General features: G+C 46.5%; 15 protein-coding genes. All 15 read right to left on the reverse strand.

All coding sequences use genetic code 11. The features are described from left to right. Positions 1-269: 269 nt before the first annotated feature. Positions 270-1718 (reverse strand): hypothetical protein, encoded by a 1449-nt coding sequence (locus HFD99_RS18580; protein WP_016820321.1) that lies wholly within the window; start codon positions 1716-1718, stop codon positions 270-272. 305 nt (positions 1719-2023) lie between these two features. Beyond that, complete coding sequence (locus tag HFD99_RS18585; RefSeq protein WP_016820322.1) at positions 2024-4453, reverse strand: heavy metal translocating P-type ATPase; 2430 nt, start codon at positions 4451-4453, stop codon at positions 2024-2026. 186 nt (positions 4454-4639) lie between these two features. After that, a complete protein-coding gene (locus HFD99_RS18590) occupies positions 4640-5008 on the reverse strand; it encodes an ArsR/SmtB family transcription factor (protein ID WP_007432172.1) in 369 nt (122 codons plus the stop codon). Positions 5009-5109: 101 nt separating this feature from the next. Then, positions 5110-6234 (reverse strand): NADH:flavin oxidoreductase, encoded by a 1125-nt coding sequence (locus tag HFD99_RS18595; protein ID WP_185094047.1) that lies wholly within the window; start codon positions 6232-6234, stop codon positions 5110-5112. A 167-nt stretch (positions 6235-6401) separates the two neighbouring features. Further along, positions 6402-6737 carry a cytochrome o ubiquinol oxidase subunit IV gene (gene cyoD, locus HFD99_RS18600; RefSeq protein ID WP_016820324.1) on the reverse strand — a complete coding sequence of 112 codons (336 nt, stop codon included), beginning with the start codon at positions 6735-6737 and terminating at the stop codon, positions 6402-6404. Further along, positions 6738-7346, reverse strand: coding sequence for a cytochrome o ubiquinol oxidase subunit III (gene cyoC, locus HFD99_RS18605; RefSeq protein ID WP_016820325.1), 609 nt, complete (start codon positions 7344-7346; stop codon positions 6738-6740). After that, on the reverse strand, positions 7346-9322 hold the full coding sequence (locus tag HFD99_RS18610; RefSeq protein WP_123797659.1) for a cbb3-type cytochrome c oxidase subunit I: 1977 nt from the start codon (positions 9320-9322) through the stop codon (positions 7346-7348). The genes cyoC and HFD99_RS18610 overlap by 1 nt, the downstream gene beginning before the upstream one ends. 26 nt (positions 9323-9348) lie before the next feature. After that, positions 9349-10332: a ubiquinol oxidase subunit II gene (gene cyoA / locus HFD99_RS18615; protein ID WP_016820326.1), complete on the reverse strand. Its 984-nt coding sequence runs from the start codon at positions 10330-10332 to the stop codon at positions 9349-9351. Positions 10333-10684: 352 nt separating this feature from the next. Beyond that, on the reverse strand, positions 10685-10933 hold the full coding sequence (locus HFD99_RS18620) for a hypothetical protein (protein WP_016820327.1): 249 nt from the start codon (positions 10931-10933) through the stop codon (positions 10685-10687). A gap of 220 nt (positions 10934-11153) precedes the next feature. After that, complete coding sequence (locus HFD99_RS18625) at positions 11154-12500, reverse strand: GH1 family beta-glucosidase (protein ID WP_123797660.1); 1347 nt, start codon at positions 12498-12500, stop codon at positions 11154-11156. Continuing rightward, positions 12497-14968, reverse strand: coding sequence for a glycoside hydrolase family 95 protein (locus HFD99_RS18630; RefSeq protein WP_167440974.1), 2472 nt, complete (start codon positions 14966-14968; stop codon positions 12497-12499). The genes HFD99_RS18625 and HFD99_RS18630 overlap by 4 nt, the downstream gene beginning before the upstream one ends. Before the next feature lie 106 nt (positions 14969-15074). Continuing rightward, positions 15075-16769, reverse strand: a complete 1695-nt coding sequence (locus tag HFD99_RS18635) for an ABC transporter substrate-binding protein (protein WP_117290018.1) — start codon at positions 16767-16769, stop codon at positions 15075-15077. 62 nt (positions 16770-16831) lie between these two features. Then, on the reverse strand, positions 16832-17734 hold the full coding sequence (locus HFD99_RS18640; protein WP_016820331.1) for a carbohydrate ABC transporter permease: 903 nt from the start codon (positions 17732-17734) through the stop codon (positions 16832-16834). Between the two features lie 15 nt (positions 17735-17749). Next, complete coding sequence (locus HFD99_RS18645) at positions 17750-18763, reverse strand: ABC transporter permease (RefSeq protein WP_025365852.1); 1014 nt, start codon at positions 18761-18763, stop codon at positions 17750-17752. A gap of 462 nt (positions 18764-19225) precedes the next feature. Beyond that, a complete protein-coding gene (locus HFD99_RS18650) occupies positions 19226-19642 on the reverse strand; it encodes a cupredoxin domain-containing protein (RefSeq protein WP_016820333.1) in 417 nt (138 codons plus the stop codon). Positions 19643-19739 lie beyond the last annotated feature (97 nt).

The following is a 19739-nucleotide window of genomic DNA, read 5'->3' on the forward strand; positions in this document are numbered from 1 at the left end:
TTAGAGAAACTTTTGTTTTATTATATACCCTTTCTTTTCCACTTGTAAACTGCTAATAGCCTAAATAAAAAAAGATACCCGCGCAAACAACGCAGGTATCCTCTATATTACAAAGCGTTTTATTCAGGATTTGCAAAATTCGATTCCAGTCGCTCCAAAGTGTAATATATAGACGAACTAGACCATTTCGATCTATATATTGTTCATTGAAAGTCGCTTACTGGATCTTTGCAAAATCCTCTATTACATGAATTCAGGTTATCTTCAGACTATAGTGGAAACTTCCACGCATGGGTGTGTGCAGTTTCTGAAGTGTGTTGACGATTGGCTTGCTGTTGCAGTCTCCAACGCGCAGCCGCGAGGCGTACAACAGGAACTGTTGAATCCGAGCAAATGACCCCCGTCAGTTTGTTCTCCCAAATCCAATTCCCATCCAGGGACTGGTGAATTTCATCTATCGCCACCCATATAGGAAGCTCGGGCTTTACACGCCGAACAGCTTCCATTATGCGTTTTATCGTATCATTAGCATTCTCATGACCATCAACAACGGATGGAATCAGCGAATCCCCAGCTCTGTTGTCATCAGATGGAACTGGTATGACTTCTAAAATGATCATATCGGCAAAGCGTGCCAAATCTGCAGCTTGAGCCGCCTGCTTGGTCTGTCGTACGCTCACTTCGAACATGTTATCGGCGTTGGCCGACTTCTCGGACTGTGCGGATTGCTCACTCCATGTATGGCCTGCATCAGGCACCAAACTTGCATCAATCGTCAAAAGTACGCCTACCCGATATGGAACGCACCGCAGGCGCCCACACAACGTTTGCTCGGCAACGCCGTCAATCCAGTCTCGGATAGTCTGAAACTGGTTTACGTCAGCCGGATTGCGCACCATAATCTCCAGCCGTGGTTCTCCCCCTTGTCGCATACTCCGCAACGCTGCACGCAGTAATGCCTCCAGCTGCATATCCTGCAGGCTTCCGATGCCCACTGTATTATTCTGCTCAGTCAAAGCTATAGTCAGCGGCAATCCGCCCAGCAACTCAAACAAGCCCTCGTACTCTGTTTCCAGCAGGCCAATGATTCGTCGGGACAGATGCTCACACAATCCAGGCAAACCAGATGCTTTATTAAATGATGTGTACGTCTCGGATGCACGGGAACCGGGGACAAGGATGGGATCGGGCTCACCATCAGGGGCATAAACCTTTTGTCCAGACTCTGCCGCTTCCAAATAGGCATAGCATAATTCCCTCACGCGGCCGGATGCCAGTGACAATGGACCATGCAGCAGACTATAACCGTCAAGACTGCCTATTCCTGATGCTTCTTCTGTACTTTTACGACTCACACTTGCAGGAGCATCCGCATAAAGCCGTATGGAGGTATCGCTGTATTCATCGCTCCATTTTAGTAGTGTGTCCATGGCTTGCACTGTATCATTGCCGTTACTCAGCATCGGTTCTCCAAGTAATTCCGGGTTTGCAGCCAGCAATGCCTCCGCTCGACTGATTGCACCCTGCTCGGCTAAACTAACAAGCCAGCCCAATGGATCTTCCTCCTGTGCAGCAGATACTTGATGGCTTCCTGCTCTTAGCGTCTCCATAGCCAATCTCCGTGTAGTAGACTCCATACCTGGCTCTGGAACGTTGCAATCCCGGCTGTTTATGCCACCCAACAGCTCTGCGAATACATGCATCAGTTTAGCCTCCATGCTAGTAATCCATCCTTTCTTTCGTCAGCAAGTTGGCACACACGAATTCGAGTACCCCTCCAAATAAAGAAAACGCTTACTAATTACTGACCAACCGAATGTTACATGGGTCTTACTTATAAAGTCCCTACCTTAAACGTATTAGACCCTCCCCACATTTATACATCTCTGCACAACTACGATATATGAGAAAAATAGGTCTCTATACTGCTGAAAGCACATGTCTACACAAAAAAGGCTGCTATAAAAACACCCCCTGTTTTCATAGGATGTCTACATCCAATGTTAACGGGGGTGTTCCCTTTTTATTCGTCAGAACCAACCTTCAGCACACGCATCACATTTAATACGGCTAGCAATGTTACACCTACGTCGGAGAATACAGCCTCCCACATAGTAGCAATACCAAACGCGCCCAATGTGAGAAATACTGCTTTGACACCTAGCGCAAATATAATGTTTTGCCATACGATACAGCGTGTGCGTTGGGCAATATGAATCGCCGTCACCAGCCTTGAAGGCTCGTCGTTCATGATTACGATATCTGCTGCTTCAATCGCAGCGTCCGAACCCAAACCGCCCATCGCTACACCAACATCTGCCAAGGCAAGTACAGGTGTATCATTAATTCCATCGCCTACAAACAAGATTTTATCGCTCGGTTTTTTACTTGCAGACAACTGCTCAATGGCTTCGGCTTTATGCTGAGGCAACAGTTCTGCCCGTACTTCATCCAGACCTAACTGACGTCCTACAGCCTCGGCAACTGTCCGATTGTCACCTGTTAGCATGATGGTTTTGACCACCCCCAGCTTTTTCAGCGAAGCAATCGTTTTGGCCGCATCCTCCTTAACCTCATCCGATATCAGAATGCAGCCAGCATACGTTCCGTCTACAGCCACATGTACGACCGTTCCTTCATCCATTGGCCCTGCTTGCTGCGCCACATTAAAAGCAATACGCTCCCGCTCCATCAGCTTAGCGTTTCCGGCCAATACCTTGTGCCCGTCGATCTGGGCCTGAATCCCGTGGCCGGATATTTCGCTATATTGCTGCACTCGCTCCGTTAGAAGTTCATTGCCATAAGCTTCACGCAAGGAAGCTGCGATAGGATGCGTGGAGTGCATCTCGGCCAATGCAGCAGTCTCCAGCAGACTTTCCTTCGCAAAAGCTTCGGCAGGATAAATCCCGGTCACGTGGAACACACCTTTGGTGAGCGTACCTGTTTTATCAAAAACAGCGTATTTTACATGATTCAGGGCTTCAAGATAATTACCGCCCTTGATCAGCACACCTGAACGGGAGGCTGCCCCGATTCCGCCAAAGAAGCCCAGTGGAATGGACACCACCAGCGCACACGGACAAGAAATAACGAGGAAGACAAGCGCACGATATAACCAATCTGCAAACTGTGCACCCGGCACAACAAGCGGAGGAACAACTGCCAACAACAACGCTACAATAACTACTACAGGAGTATAATATCTGGAAAATTTCGTGATAAACTTTTCAGTCGGCGCTTTTTTGGCACTCGCATTTTGCACCAGTTCCAAAATTTTGGAGACCGCAGATTCACTAAATTCCTTGCTGACCTCTACCGTCAGAAGTCCATTCGTGTTCACAAATCCACTCATCACACTGCTTCCCGGCTCAACGGTACGAGGCACAGATTCACCGGTCAACGCCGAGGTATCAACATGCGATTTACCTTCTACAACCTTACCATCCAGCGGGATCTTCTCACCCGGCTTGATCACTATCAAATCTCCAATACGGACCTCTTCTGGAGACACCCTCCGTACGGACTCAGCGGTCTTCAGGTTGGCATAGTCTGGTCTAATATCCATCAGATCACTGATGGACTTGCGTGAACGGTTAACCGCAATGCCTTGGAATAGCTCTCCGATTTGATAAAAGAACATGACAGCTACGCCTTCGGGGTATTCCCCAATAGCAAATGCACCCACCGTAGCCAGCGTCATCAGGAAATACTCGTCAAAGGCCATTCCACGCACCAAGCTACGTGCAGCCTGCAAGACAACATCACCGCCAACGATGATATATGCCACTAAAAATAGAGCCAGCTTGCCCACACCTTCAACAGGTAACCACCAGGCAACAGCTGCAATAACCGCTCCTATGGACAGACGCGCAATCATACGGCGCATACCGTCCGTACCATGATCATGCGTATGCCCGGCATGGCTATCATCATCATGCGAGTGCGAATGTGAGTGAGCATGGGTAGCTTCACCATGATCGTGCACTGCATGGTGATTGTGATGTACGTGTGTATGATTACCGTGGTCGTGCCCATCGTGCGCGCCATGCGCTTCATGGCTGTGGCCACCATGACTGTGAGCACCATGCTGTCCATCATTGTGATTATGTCCTTCACCATCATGCTCATGACCACATGCGCAATCCTCTGTGCAGCTTGCCTGTGCGGCACCAACGCTGCTTCGGCTGTCTTCGCGCAGGCGTCCACCGGCACTTTTGGCAACCATCCGAACATGAGGCTCAAGTCTATGAACCTTCCGTTCCGTTTGGCGAAAAACCTCTTCTTTTTGATCCGAAGTTGTGGTCATCGTCAACGTTTTTGTTACAAAATTGACCGAGCAATCCAAGACCCCTTCTATTTTACTGACTCCATTTTCAATCTTAAGAGCACAGTTGGCGCAATCCAAACCTTCCAAAATCCATTCATGCCGTTCATTTCTTTTTAGAGCATCCATAATAATTGGCCTCCAATTAGCTATATATGAGCAACTGTTCATATATTATTTGTTAAGGTCATTATATTCAGGTTTAGGGGTAAAAGTCAATGATCATAGCCCTTATTAACAAAAAAAATCGACTTCAATGGACAAGCACCAAAAGAGCGCCAATTGCTTGGCGCCCTGCTGTTGGTTTGTCAAAAATCATTGATGTGATATGTGCTGATGGGTTTGCAAAAAAATCTGCTCCACATGATTATCATCCAATGAATAAAACACTGTCTTGCCTTCCTTGCGTCGTTTGACAATACGCAGGTTGCGCAAATAACGAAGCTGGTGGGATACCGCAGATTGGCCCATGTTCAACACCTGTGTTAAATCATGAACACACAGTTCCTTTTGGGCCAGGGCATAAATCAGCTTAATCCGTGTCGGGTCACCTAGCGCCTTAAACAGCTCCGACATTTTGTATGCGATGGAATCCTCAACAAGGGAAGATTTTATGCGCTCAATTTCCTGATCTGAACCGTGACAAGCCGGCTCGCAATCCAAAGCTTCCGTTTCAGAATTCATCCTTTTCACCCCGTGTATTTCGACTTGATGCTTCTATTATAGCAAATTCGTAGAATTTACGAATAGCTTATATTACAGCTTGCCCTGTAACGGAAATTTTCTTATTTCAACGTTTTTAATACTTCATCACTGTAAGGAATTATTTCTTTTATCTGTTGATCACGCAATTTTACTGCAAATGCCGGATCAACCAGCAATGCACGTCCAACTGCAACCAAATCAAATTCCTCTCGTTCTAGTAACTCCACGAGCTGCTCTAATCTGGCCTCTACATTACTGGATTGCTCAGTCTGACGATTATCATTTTTCTCCAAATCACTTAAAAAGGCCTTCTCCAAGCCAATTGATCCCACTGTAATCACTGGCTTGCCGGTTATCTTTTTGGTCCAAGCTGCTAGGTTTAGATCTGATCCTTCAAATTCTGGTTCCCAGAAACGGCGGCTTGAGCAATGGAATACATCCACCCCGGCTCGTACCAATGGTGCAAGAAACTGTTCAAGTTCCTGTGGTGTCTGTGCCAGCTTTTCTCCATAATGGTACATCTTCCACTGGGAGAATCGCAGTACAATTGGAAAATCCGGACCCACTGCACGGCGACAAGCTTCAATAACCTCGACCGCAAACCGGGTCCGCTGAACCAAATCGCCTCCATATTGATCGGTACGCTTATTGGTTTTATCCCAAAAAAATTGATCTATTAAATAGCCATGCGCTCCATGAAGTTCAATGCCGTCAAACCCCACCTGCTTGGCATCGGTAGCGGCCTGAGCAAAGGCTGCGATGATATCCGCAATTTCCGCCTCCGTCAATGGCTCAACTACCTTTTCACCGGCGGGAGAAATACCCGAAGGACCGACAGGCAATGCCTCGGGATTCGGTTGGTTATCCGCACCTATTTTCCGGGCCGTACCCACATGCCAAAGCTGCGGTATAATTTTTCCACCTGCCGCATGGACCTCCTCTACTACCTTGGCCCACCCCTTTAACCCTTCACCATAAAAGTTAGGGATGCCTGTGTGCTCCACAGCTGCGGGATGATTGATAGCCGTTCCCTCCGTAATAATCAATCCAACAGCATTTTCCGCACGACGACGATAATACGCAGCAACCTCAGGTCCTGGAACACCTTGGGGAGAAAAATTTCGTGTCATGGGAGCCATAACGATCCGATTGGGAAGCGATAAGTTACCTATCTTAAAAGGTTTAAACAATATTTCGGTGTTCATGACGTTTTCCTCACTCTCCATTAGTATTATCTTTTTCACTCTTCTGTTATACAATTCCATTTTACACACATGCAAACTTGAGTTCAAGAAGCCACAGTTTAATTTCAGCAGGCCCTTTACAAAAAAAGAAGAAGCGGCATAGAGCCGCTTCCTCTTTGTGTTATTTATTAGTGTGCTACCATGTTGTATTCCATAATCCATACAGAACCGCCAACGACGGTCAACAGGATCACTATACCAAAGATTAAAGTCATCACATTCCAACGTGGTCCATTGCTTTCACGGATGTGCATAAAGAAGAATAGCTGAACCAGAAATTGCAGCACTGCCGCGGCTAAAATAACAACCATCGTCGAAGTGCGGCTCAACATATGATTCATAACCACGCCGAGAGGAATGATGGTCAGTACGATGGACAGAATAAATCCGATAACATAGGATTTCACTGAACCGTGAGAATCATCATGACCATGCGAACCTGCTCCTGATTGATGCTGTGCCATCTACATCACCCCCATCAAATAGACAACTGTCAGCAAGAAGATCCAGACAGCGTCCAAAAAGTGCCAGTACAAGCTCAATGCCGAAACTTTGCCCTTCGTCTCTGGAGTAAGTCCGCGTTTTTTCAACTGGAACATAAGTCCAATCATCCAAACCAGACCTAACGAAACGTGAAGTCCGTGTGTTCCGACCAAGGTGAAGAATGCCGACAAGAACGCACTGGTTCCAAAATTAGCACCTTCATGTACGATTTCAACAAACTCGTAAACTTCAAAACCGATAAAACCAAGACCCAGGATTGCCGTCACGATTAACCAGTTGATTAATCCCTTCATGCTTCCTTTGTTCATAGCCAACACAGCCAGACCACTTGTGAAGCTGCTTGTGAGCAAGAGGAACGTTTCAATAATAACGCCCGTCATGTTAAACAGCTCTGCGCCACCTGGTCCTCCGGCTGTGTTGTTCCGAAGGACGACGAAGGTTGCGAACAAGGTACTGAACAGGATTACGTCCGTTACGAGGAAGATCCAAAAACCAAGCATCTTCAATTCTTGCGGATCGTGATGCCCGTGGTCATGATCATGGCTGTGATGTGCTGCTGCTTGTGCCATTATACAGACCCCCTTATTGCCGCTTCCGTGCGTTTTACTTCATCCGCAGGGATATAGTAGTCGCCATCATAAGAGAAGAACGAACGGCAAATCATACAAATTGCTACGCCGATCAGCCCTGGAATATAGAAGAACGACCATCCAAATACGAAACCGAAACCTGCAATGAAAAAGAATACCGACATAATGAATGGAATCGCCGAGTTTTTCGGCATATGAATCGCTTCAATTGGCGGTTGCTTTCTGAAGATACCTTTTGCACGTTTATCTTTTTCTGCCCACCAGTCATCGCGTTCTTCTACTTGCGGAATGGTAGCAAAATTGTATTCCGGTGCAGGTGAAGGAATTGACCATTCCAACGTGTGACCACCCCAAGGGTCGCCAGTTGTATCCTTCAGCTTGCGGTAATTTTTGATACCCAGAAGAATTTGAAGAACCTGGAACAAGAAACCAATCCCCATCAGGAATGCCCCAACGGTTGACACCATGTTAAGCGGCTGCCAGCCAGTATCCCAGCCGTAAGTGCTCAGACGACGTGTCATACCCATCAGACCGAGGGAATATTGCGGAATGAAACATACATAGAACCCGATATTCCAGAACCAGAAAGCCCATTTACCAGGCGCTTCAGGCAATGTGAAACCGAACATTTTTGGCCACCAGTAGTACAGACCTGCCAGGTAACCGAACACTACCCCACCAATCAGAGCAGAGTGAAAGTGAGCGATCAGGAAGTAACTGTTATGGAACTGGAAGTCCGCAGGCGCTACAGATAACATGACGCCCGTCAAACCTGCAATCAGGAAGTTCGGAATAAATGCAATAGACCACATCATCGGAGTTTTAAATTCGAGTTTACCCCGGTACATCGTGAACAGCCAGTTAAATACTTTAACCCCTGTCGGTATTGCGATAACCATCGTCGAAATCGCAAAAAATGCATTAACATCTGCGCCTGATCCCATTGTGAAGAAGTGATGCGCCCACGTGAAGAAGGACAGGATCGCAATAATGAACATGGCGTAAACCATGGATTTGTAACCAAACAATTTCTTTTTAGAGAATACGCTGATAACCTCGGAATAAATACCGAAGGCTGGCAATACTACAATGTATACCTCAGGGTGACCCCACATCCAGATCAAGTTGATATACATCATCGGGTTACCGCCGAAATCAAGGGTAAAGAAGTGTCCTCCTCCAAAGCGGTCAAGGAATAGCAAAGCTAAAGTAACCGTCAGAATCGGGAACGCGAAAATGATAATAACACATGATGAAAATACGGACCACGTAAAGACAGGCATTTTCATCCAAGTCATACCAGGTGCGCGCATTTTAATGATGGTAACAATAAAGTTGATCCCTGTAGCCAATGAACCTATACCGGAAATCTGAATACCCCAGATATAGAAGTTCTGACCGACGCCAGGACTAAATTGCAGTTCTGAGAGCGGTGGATAACTCAACCAGCCTGCATCTGGCGAACCGCCAATAACGAAGGACAAGTTGAACAACATCGCACCCATAAAGAAAAGCCAGAAGCTCAATGCGTTCAGGAAAGGAAACGCAACGTCGCGCGCACCAATTTGAAGGGGTACGGCGATGTTAAACAAACCAAACATCAACGGCATCGCCATAAACAAGATCATGATTGTGCCGTGAGTTGTAAAAATCTGGTTGTAATGCTCAGGATGTAAGAGTGTCACATCAGGTGTAGCAAGTTGAATACGCATCAATAATGCATCCACGCCTCCGCGGAATAACATCAAGATGGCCGCAAGAATATACATAATACCGACTTTTTTATGGTCAACCGTAGTCAACCAGTTTTTCCAAAGCCAGCCCCATTTTTTGAAATAAGTGAGCACAAACACGATCCCGATCGTTGCTAGTGCGATGGAAACGTCCGCTCCATAGATCATCGGGTCTCCAGTAACGAAGAAAGTGGATGCAAACTCTTTTATTTTGTCAAGCATTGGGGGCCTCCTTCCCTATAATCATTTTAATTGTGTCCGCTCATATTCATATGACTCATATCCATTTCGGCATGCTCTTCTGTGCCGGTCTTGGATGAATCTTCTGTGGATGTAGCTTCACCATGTCCAGCATGGGGGTTAGAAGAGCCTTCCACTACATACTTGTTGACAATCTCTTTGAACAAGCCGTCTGGAATCGAAGAATACTCATCAGGCTGGGACAAACCTGGTTTTGCAAGCGCCAAATAGCCGTCTTTCGTCAGCGGCTTAGACTGCTTCTTGATGTCAGCGACCCAGTTTTTATACTCTTCATCCGACTGGACTTCTACATCAAAACGCATTTGTCCAAAATGCTCACCGCTAAAGTTTGCACCCGAGCCAAAGTAAGTTCCTTCGTGATCGGCCTGCAAATGCAGTTTCATGGCCATGCCTGACATGGTGTAGATTTGACCGCCCAATTGCGGAATCCAGAACGAGTTCATCGGAGCGTCAGCAGTCAGTTCAAAACGGACTGGAACACCTTTAGGAATGTGAACTTGGTTAACTGTAGCTATACCTTCCTCTGGGTACATAAAGAGCCATTTCCAGTCCAATGAGGTTACTTGAATCGTTACTGGCTTTTGCGTGCTTGCAATCGGCTTGGAAGGCTCTAGCATGTAGGTATATCTCGCAGTGATGACCGCAATAATACAGATAACGATAATCGGAATAGCCCACCATGTGGTTTCCAGCTTTTTGCTGTCATCCCAATGGGGTTGATACTTCACCTTGTTTGTTGGGGTGTCGCGATACCGCCAAACGATGAAGAAGGTCAAAATCATAACCGGTACAATTATAAGCGCAGACAATGCAGTTGTAAGAATGATCAGCTCTTTTTGTGCTTGCCCAATTGGTCCTTTCGGATCGAAAACAACGTATTTTCCGCCAGCATAAAAACACGTCCAGATGAGCAATGCTACCGTGAGCACGGTCAAAACCAACGCAATAATCGCTTTTGGTTTTTTGTTCATGTTGTTCCCCTCTCCTTAAAATAGTAAATTACTCAAAACTAACGAACTCCTGTAATGTTGCCCTTATATAAGATAGCAGAAAAGCGGCCACTTTTTTTATTGTTAACAGAATTGTCGATTATTTGTCCGATTTTTGTGAAAAACATCTCTAAAAATAAAATTTCTCTTGCAAATTCAAAATTTCTTTTTAATTCAAAAATGACATATAAAAACGTTAATTATGCATCTTGAAGTATCTTAAAAAAGCTATACTAAAGCAAAAATCGGGACTCCTTACAGTTATCATGCTACACTGCTCGAAGCCCCGCGCTGTTGTTTTCGTTATCAGTTTTACATCATCTTTTCAATTGTATTAACGATGTCCGTTCTCTTGGTCTTCCTTCTTGCGGGCAATGACAAATGATTTCCCGATTAGAAAAATGAAAATTCCGGCAGCAAAGGCGCCAATGCCTGTCATTAGATAGATATTACGATCAGTTAAATTCCCTATATCAAGCAAAATAAGAATAATACCTACAATGCAAGCGATCAAAGAAATAACAGATACCGTGCGGCTCATTTGGTTATCCCTTGATCCTGATTTTCTAAAATTCGAAGCCATACCCTCCACTCCCTCTAGTCTAAAATGGTTTAAAAAGTGCCCTCGTCAGGTATTTTTTTCAGTATGCACATTTTTTATTTTTTTATTCCTGCCGGTCTCTATATACTAGAACCATCTGTAATTCATCTTGGCTATTATTACCCCAGAGGACCTCCTATTTAAACAAACGGGAGCGGAGGCAGACCTAAATTTGCTTTATATTCAGATCATTTCTCTTTGTTTAGCGTCTAGTCTCCAACCAGTTATTACTTACTACATTTCGATACCAATAGTAACTTTCCTTGGGGGTGCGGACCTGTGTGCGAAAATCGACATGAATCATGCCAAATCTCATATTATACCCCTCTGCCCACTCAAAATTGTCCAAAAGTGACCATGCCATATAGCCTTTAACATGAAGACCATCATGAATTGCCCGGTGCACCTGCACCAAATGCTGCTGCATGTAGGAAATTCGACGATCATCTTGCACCTTTCCGTTTACGACCTCATCATTGATACAAGCCCCGTTCTCTGTGATGTAAATATCGATGTTACCGTATTTTTGCAAATAATGTAGTACCTCATACAGCCCACGTGACTCCACCGGCCAGCCGATATCTGTTACAGGTAGTCCCATATTGATTTCTTCAGATTGAAGAAATCCTGCCTCCGGATTAAATCGATTAACCGACATACTATAATAATTGATACCAATCATATCAATTGGCTCACCGATAATGTCCATATCTCCATCTTGTATAGGTACGGTGGCTCCCTGCTCCGCAAACCAGTCTACCAAAAACTGAGGATACGAGCCTTGATAAATAGGCTGGAGAAACCAGTCACTGTGCAGGGAAATCGTGCGTGCACAAGCCGCTTTATCTTCCTCAGAAGTGCTGTAAGGAACAGCCCAGGAGACATTTGGGGCGATACCGATCTGGCCACTGGTGCCAAGCTCGCGGAATCGGCGTACAGATAGGCCATGCGCAACCAGCAGATGATGTCCTACATCAATCGCAGTCTGGAGATTCGTCAGACCCGGGGCATGAACTCCCAGCATATTGGATAAAAAGGCGATACACCACGGTTCATTGAATGTCAGCCAATGCTGTATTTTACCGTGAAACTCACGGAACATCGTTTCCGCAAACTGGACAAATGCCTGAATTGTGCGACGATTTCCCCATCCTCCGGCATCCTGTAGCGCCTGAGGCAGATCCCAGTGATACAGTGTACAAAACGGTTCAATTCCGTTGTCATTCAACAAATCAACTACACGATGATAATAGTCCAATCCCTCTTGATTGACTTCACCATCACCACTAGGGAATATACGTGGCCAGGACACCGAGAAACGATATGTACGAATGCCCAGCTCCTTCATGAGACGGATATCTTCTTCGTAACGATGATAGCTGTCACAAGCTACATTGCCGTTATCACCGTTGAACACTTTGCCAGGCGTATGGGCAAAGGTATCCCAGATCGACAACCCTCTTCCATCCTCCTGGTAAGCCCCCTCGATTTGGTAGGCGGCCGTTGCGGTACCCCACATAAAGTCCTGCGGAAATTGAAAAATAGTCATTGTGTCTCTTCCTCTCCCTCAATTATAATCGTATATTCATTGGTTGTTTCCTGCTTTTTGGTAAAAGTCCATGACAAAATAAATCCTCCGTGCTTGGGATCAGGCTGAGCCCGACGATCATCAACGCTAAACGGATGTGCACTGCGAATCGTACAGCTTCCCGTCTGGACCGATGTGGTAAGCTCCGCACGGACGAGCCGCGAACCGGACCATTCCATGCTGACCGTAATTCCGCCACGCCCTTTCAAGCCGCTGACCCGTCCTTCAGGCCATGCCGATGGCAGGGCAGGCAATAGCGTCAGCTCGCCCGGGCGGCTTTGCAGCAGCATTTCTGCGATGCCTGCCGTCGCACCAAAGTTACCGTCGATCTGAAAAGGCGGGTGAGCGTCGAATAAATTAGGGTAGGTCGATCGCGACAGCAACGTGCGAACATACCGATGCGCAGTGTCGCCATCTTCCAGCCGGGCGTACAGGTTAATCAACCAGGCACAGCTCCACCCGGTATGACCGCCACCATGATCGAGCCGGCGGCGTAGCGATATGCGAGCCGCCTCAGCCAGCTCTGGAGTATCGCGGATATGGATCTGTCGGCCGGGGTAAAGCCCGAAAAGATGCGAAACATGTCGATGCCCAGGCTCCGCTTCCTCAAAATCGACCATCCACTCCTGTAACTGACCGTGACGGCCGATTTGATAGGGTATTAATCGTTCCCGTGTCTCTTCGCAGCGTCTACGGAACTCATCGTCTAACTCCAACAGTTCCGCGGCCTGAATACAGTTGCTCAATAGCTCCCGAATCAGCGTCATGTCCATCGTAGAGCCCATGGATATACTGCAATCCTCGCCTTCGGGCGTGATGAATTTATTTTCAGGCGAAGTGGAGGGGGACGTTACAAGCCGACCATCCGGGCCCTCCACAAGCCAGTCTAAGCAAAAGGCCGCCGCCCCCTTCATAAGCGGATAAGCCTGTTCTGCCAAATAGGTTGTATCCAAGGTGAACAGATAACGCTCCCATAGGTGAGCGGTTAGCCATACACCCCCAAGCGGCCAAAATGCCCAACTGGCATGGCCACCTGACGGTCCGGCGTTTCGCCACACATCAATATTGTGGTGAGCTGTCCATCCTTGAGCCCCATAATTGATGGAAGCGACCCTGCGTCCCGTACGACCGACTTCTCCAATCATGTGCAGCAATGGCTCATGGCACTCGGCAAGATTACACACCTCTGCGGGCCAATAGTTCATCTGTGTATTAATATTGGTTGTATAGTTACTGTTCCACGGCGGCTGTACCCGGTCATTCCAGATGCCCTGAAGATTGGCGGGCTGACTGCCCGGACGTGAACTGCCCATTAGCAAATAACGTCCATATTGGAATAACAGCACTTCCAGCCCCTGGTCTGCCTGACCTTTCTGATAGCGTTCTAATCGCAGATCCGTCGGGAGAACGGACTCGTCAGTTAGCGTGTCACTTCCCAGTTCTAATGCAACACGGTCAAACAGCTTCCGGTGATCCTGCTCATGGCGTTGCCGCACCTGCTCACTTCCTAGCGAAATCGCTCCGTCTAGAATGACTTTGCATGCTTCTGCCGACTCTGTTGCATCACTATTCGGCATAGCCTGAAATCCCCGAAATCCGGTAGCCGCTGCCAAATACACCGTGATTTTATCCGCGTCCGAGATGATCAACGCTCCGTCATCCCTCGTCGTCAAGGTTCCTCCCTCGGGAATAACCCTCGCCTGAACTGCAAAAGCCATCCCCAAATCATTTTCGTAAACGACAGACTGTGGATGATCACCGTGATAATTAGATTCCACATGACTGGGCGCTCGTCCAGTCAACGTAATGAAGTCCCTGGTCGGTTCCTCGGATGGATCGTTATCGTTGGCCCCTTTGGAGGAATCACCAAGCGCATCCTCTCCAACTTCATCCTCACAAGGATGGGGGGTAGTCATACGCACAGATGCATGGATTTTTCCGACCTTATTCGCAGTCAGTGACACCATTATGACTCCATCAGGTGCACTAGCGATAACTTCACGAGTATAGTGGACTCCATCACTCTGAAAAGTGACCACTGCCGTTCCGGTCTGCATATCCAGTTCCCGTTCATAATGCGCAATCTCCCCTAGGTTCTCCTGTGTAATCCACAAATCTCCTAAAGGCTGGTAGGCTTCTGTATCTCGACCCAGCATGTTCGAAGTAATCAGCTGCTCTGCTTCCTTGTATTTTCCATCTGCAATCAGCTTTCTGGCAGGCTCTAAATATCGCAATGCATCATACTGAACGCCATCTCTGGGAAATCCGGACCAGAGCGTATCCTCGTTTAATTGCAAATGCTCCTCTCTGATTCCGCCAAATACCATAGCTCCCAGCCGTCCATTGCCGACTGGCAATGCTTCCTCCCATACCTCAGCAGGCTGGCGATACCATAACCGTAGGGACTGTGGTCTTTCGCCTTTCGTCAACTCAAACCCTCCCTCATCAAGGTCAGACAAAGCGCTGAACCCATATTGCCCATGGCGCATGCGCTCTGTCACTCCGAGATTTCAAAGTTTGGAAAATATGGACTCGTTATTTAGCAGCCTTCCCGCTCCATAACTCCACTCTGTCCTTTACCAGTTGCGTGTATTGCTGTTCCATTTGGACAGCTCCGGCGGCATCCAGTTCTTTAATCATGTTGTCGTATACCGTATCAAAATTGGAAACTGGTGTTAAAATGGCTTCCGGTATACGTTTGCGGATTATGTCTGTCGTCTTTTTAAATGTAACGTTATAGTTGGATTCATTGTCTGTCGTCAGGTTATAGGCTGCGCCCCAAGGCTTCACATCAAATTCTTCTTTTCCTGGAAACAGTTCCTTCCACGTTTTTACGCCATACGCTTTCAGTGATTCTTTCTCCGGCTTCGAATAAGCCGCGATAATTTGTTCCGGGAATTTGGCAGTGTAGTAGTTACCCGTAGAGTCCTTCACTCCGTCCCCATAGTGTCCGCTCATTAATGTGTACAAGTCTATTCCAGTGGATTTATTGAAGCTGGTTGTATTGTTCGTTTTTTGATCCAATACATCGGCAGGAATGACGCGTTTGCCGTCTTTGATTTCATAGTGCTTGCCTTCAATCCCCCAGTTCACTAGCACCTGTCCTTCATCGGAAGCTAAATAATCCAGGAATTTAATAGCCCGCACCGGGTCCTTGCAACTTTCCGTAATACCTACACCATAACCGGACGCGAAGCCCGTATCCTGAAAGGAATGATCCTTGTACTCCTCTGAGAGTGTAACTGGAAAATGCGCGTAGCTGGCATCAGCCTTGCCTGACGCTTTTAATGCATTTTCGGCATCCTGATAACCCCACTCCTGGTCGATCAGACCCAGAACACGACCGCTGGCAATTTTGGATTTGTATTGATCGCTTTTTTGCACAAACGAATCTTTATCGAGCAGCCCTTCATTGTACATGTGGTTTAACCAACGGAAATATTCTTTTTCTTCCGGACGTTTGTAATGAAGCTTGGCTTCAAAAGTTTTGGGATCAATAAAATATTCACCATCATCCGGCGCTCCAGTTGTCTGGAAGGCAGGGTTCGTTACGGTAATCATAATTCTCCAGTCGTCCGCATCCAGCGTGAGAGGGATCGTTTTTTTGCCATTAATCGTCGGATGTTTGGCTACATAGGTTTTGAGCACGTTTTCAAAATCCTGCAATGTTCTTACCTTGGGATATCCCAGTTCCTTGAGCACCTTATGCTGAATTTCAAATCCCCCCGTCGCGTCAAAACTCTCCTGTCCCACCCCTGCATACGTAGGAATAACATAGATGGCTTGATCCTTATTGCTGTATTTCAGCCGATCCATATAGGGGCCGTATAGCTTTTTGAGATTGGGTGCGTGATCGTTGATCAGATCGGTCAGATCAATCATGGCCCCCGCATCCACAAGCTTGTTAATATTTGCTTTAGGAGAGACCAGGTCTGGGTATTCCCCACTTGCTGCCATCAAAGCAATTCGGTCATCTCCACCTCCGCCGCTGACATCAAATTCCGCATTCAAAGTTACACCTGTTTTCTTGGTGATTTCCTTGCCTATTTCATCTTTCATTCCATTCCATTGCGGGCTTGTATCTGCTCCGAAGAAGCTAAACGTAATCGGATCTGTGCCGCTGGATGAGCCTTCCTTTGCTGCTTTATCGCTTCCACCGCAACCTGCGAGTGCTGCAAGCGATACGGCGAGCAAGGGAATCAGTGCAAATCTGGACCAGTGTTTTTTCATGTTCAAGACCTCCTGCATTTGTAGGATTTTACCGTTGTGAATGGACTGTAACGATTTGATTGTTATGATTTAACAGCTCCCAGTGTCATACCGCCTACAAAATACTTTTGTAGGAATGGATATACGAGCAAAATAGGAAGCGTGACGGTAATCGTGATTGCCATTTTAATCGACTCTGGCGAAATTTGAGCCATTTGCTTAGCCATATCGTTGCTATTCGCCATATTGGCGCCGCCTTGCTGCGTACTTTGCAGTATCTTCATCAGCTCAAATTGCAGCGTTGTCCACTGCGCGGCGGTTCCATTGTACAAGTACGTATCAAACCATGCGTTCCATTGATTTACCGCTAAAAAAAGGGCAATTGTCGCCAGCACAGGCTTGCACAGCGGTAAAATAATCTTCCAATATATTGTAAAGTCATTGGCTCCATCCAGCTTGGCAGACTCTTGTAGCGCATACGGCAAACCATCCATAAAGGAACGAATGACAAAAACATTAAACGCGCTGATCAGCCCCGGAAAAATATACACCCAGAACGTGCCCAGCAAATGCAAATCACGCATCAAAATAAACACAGGCACCATTCCGCCGGAAAAATACATCGTCAACGCCAGAAACGTGGATATGAACTTGCGCGCGCGGAAATCGACCCGACTCAGCGTAAATGCAAGCATAGAAGCACAGATGAGTCCCAGCACCGTTCCAACTACTGTACGTAAAATCGATACCTGCAGACCCCGAAGCAGGCCATCGTACTGGAAAATCGTTTTGTAATTTTCGAGTGTAAACTGACGAGGCCATATATAAATACCGCCACGAACCGTGTCCGTCGAATTGTTCAGGGAAATCGCTAGTACGTTCAGAAACGGGTACAGCGTCAACACCACGATCAGAGCCATGAGGATATAGTTGAACAGGTCAAACAGCTTTTCTGACCGTGTAGCATTAAATGCCTTATTCGTCATTTCGCTTCTCCCTCCCTACATGATGCTTTCTTTGGTCAGTTTTTTGAATATACCGTTCGCCGTAAACAACAACAGAATGCTAACCAGTGAGTTGAAAATGCCTATTGCCGTCCCGTAAGAGAAGCGGCCCAGATTAATCCCGTAATTCAGTGCATACAAATCCAGCACTTCCGAATAATCCGTTACGAGACTGTTGCCAAGTAAGAACTGCTTTTCAAAACCATTGCTGACCAGATGTCCAATCGCCATAATAAACAGAATGGCGATGGTCGAGCGGATACCTGGCAATGTAATATGCCACATCTGTCTCCAGCGGCTGGCCCCATCCACACGTGAAGCTTCATATTGTTCCTGGTCAATTCCGGTGATGGCAGCTAAATAAATAATCGTATTCCAACCTGTCTCTTTCCATATGTCGGAAGCGGTTACAATGTACCAAAACCAACTCCCCTTAGCCATAAACTGAATCGGTTCATCCACAATATGAAGCGCTACCAAAATATCGTTAACAATTCCACCGTCAATGGACAGCATTTTCGTCACCAATCCGGCCACAACTACCCAGGATACAAAATGCGGGAGGTAGGATACTGTCTGCACAACTCGCTTGAACAGCATACCACGCAACTCATTTAGCAGAATTGCAAAAAAGATCGGTACAACAAAACCAAAAACAATACCCATCAGGCTCATTGCCAGCGTATTTCGTAATACCAGATAAAAACGTTCATCCTGAAAAAGCTCAATAAAGTTGTCTAACCCTACCCACTTTTGATCCCAAAACGATTTGGCTGGCTTATATTTTTGAAACGCCATTGTCCATCCCCATAGTGGAAAATAACTGAAAACAAACACCCATATGACGAAAGGAATGGACATAAAATAAAGGTACTTTTGCTGTTTCACACTGTTCCACAGGCCTTTTTCACCGCGTTCGGGCTTCGATCCGCGAGCCTTACGCGGTCTTCCCCGATTGGATTCAGGAATCACAGCATCAGCATTGGAAGCGGTTTCAGTTGAAGATCCCATAACAAGCTCCTCCTCATCTCTAGATACTATTATCATACTTTGCTGGCTCAAAAGCGGGTACCCGACGAATTAGGAGAAAAATCAGTTCAAAATTAGATATATGGGGAGTGGATTAAGAATTACACTCGTGCCACTACACATGCGGATGGTGCTTCCCATCGCTGTTGTCCCCGGATTTCTTGAATAAGCAGACAAAGGTAGAAATCCAGGGACAAAGGCGACCGCTATCGCTTGTCCAGCACCATTCCGCCTGCTCCGTTCTCATGTAAATTCTCTGAGAGAAGTCTTGTAAAAAACAAAAGATCAGCAATGTAAGCTGATCAGAGGTAAAGGATAATGCTTATTGCACCACAGGTGGGTGATGGTATATATACACTTACTGTCGCAATTCACCTAGTTGGAAGAAAAAAGCTTTCTAGCATCCATGGGGTCAGTCCCCATGTGCCAGAAAGCTTTTTTGATTTATTTTACCGTGATCGTCCCGTAGTACATATACATGCCGCAATTGTACTCATATACCCCCGGTTTTAAATCCTTGACGGTAAAATAATTATTTTCGTGATCCAGGTAAACGTCCATTCCGATCTTCAACGACTGTACTTCATCGATGCAAGTAAAGGATGTCATTTTTTTGAAATTGATCTTGGTTGGAACGCCGGCTTTCACTTCAATATTTTTAGGATAGAAACCGTCCCCTTTTACACCCACTGTAACAATCTCGTATTTGGTTTTATCTGGCTCTTCCTGAGCTTGTTGAGATTGATTGGCCGGAAACGACGACACGCTCCCTTGAAAATAAAACAAGACAAACCCGCCCATGATCAGGGCTACAAAACCAATCAGCATCAAATGCCAATGTTTAGAGATGAGTGTTTTCATTTCTTTCAGCCCCCTCCAGTTGAATGTCTAATGAGCATGTGACGCATCAACTCTAACCAGTATATAAAAGTTAATCGAAATTTTAAATACCTTGTTT

Source organism: Paenibacillus sp. EKM301P, from assembly GCF_011800295.1.
Classification (GTDB): domain Bacteria; phylum Bacillota; class Bacilli; order Paenibacillales; family Paenibacillaceae; genus Paenibacillus; species Paenibacillus polymyxa.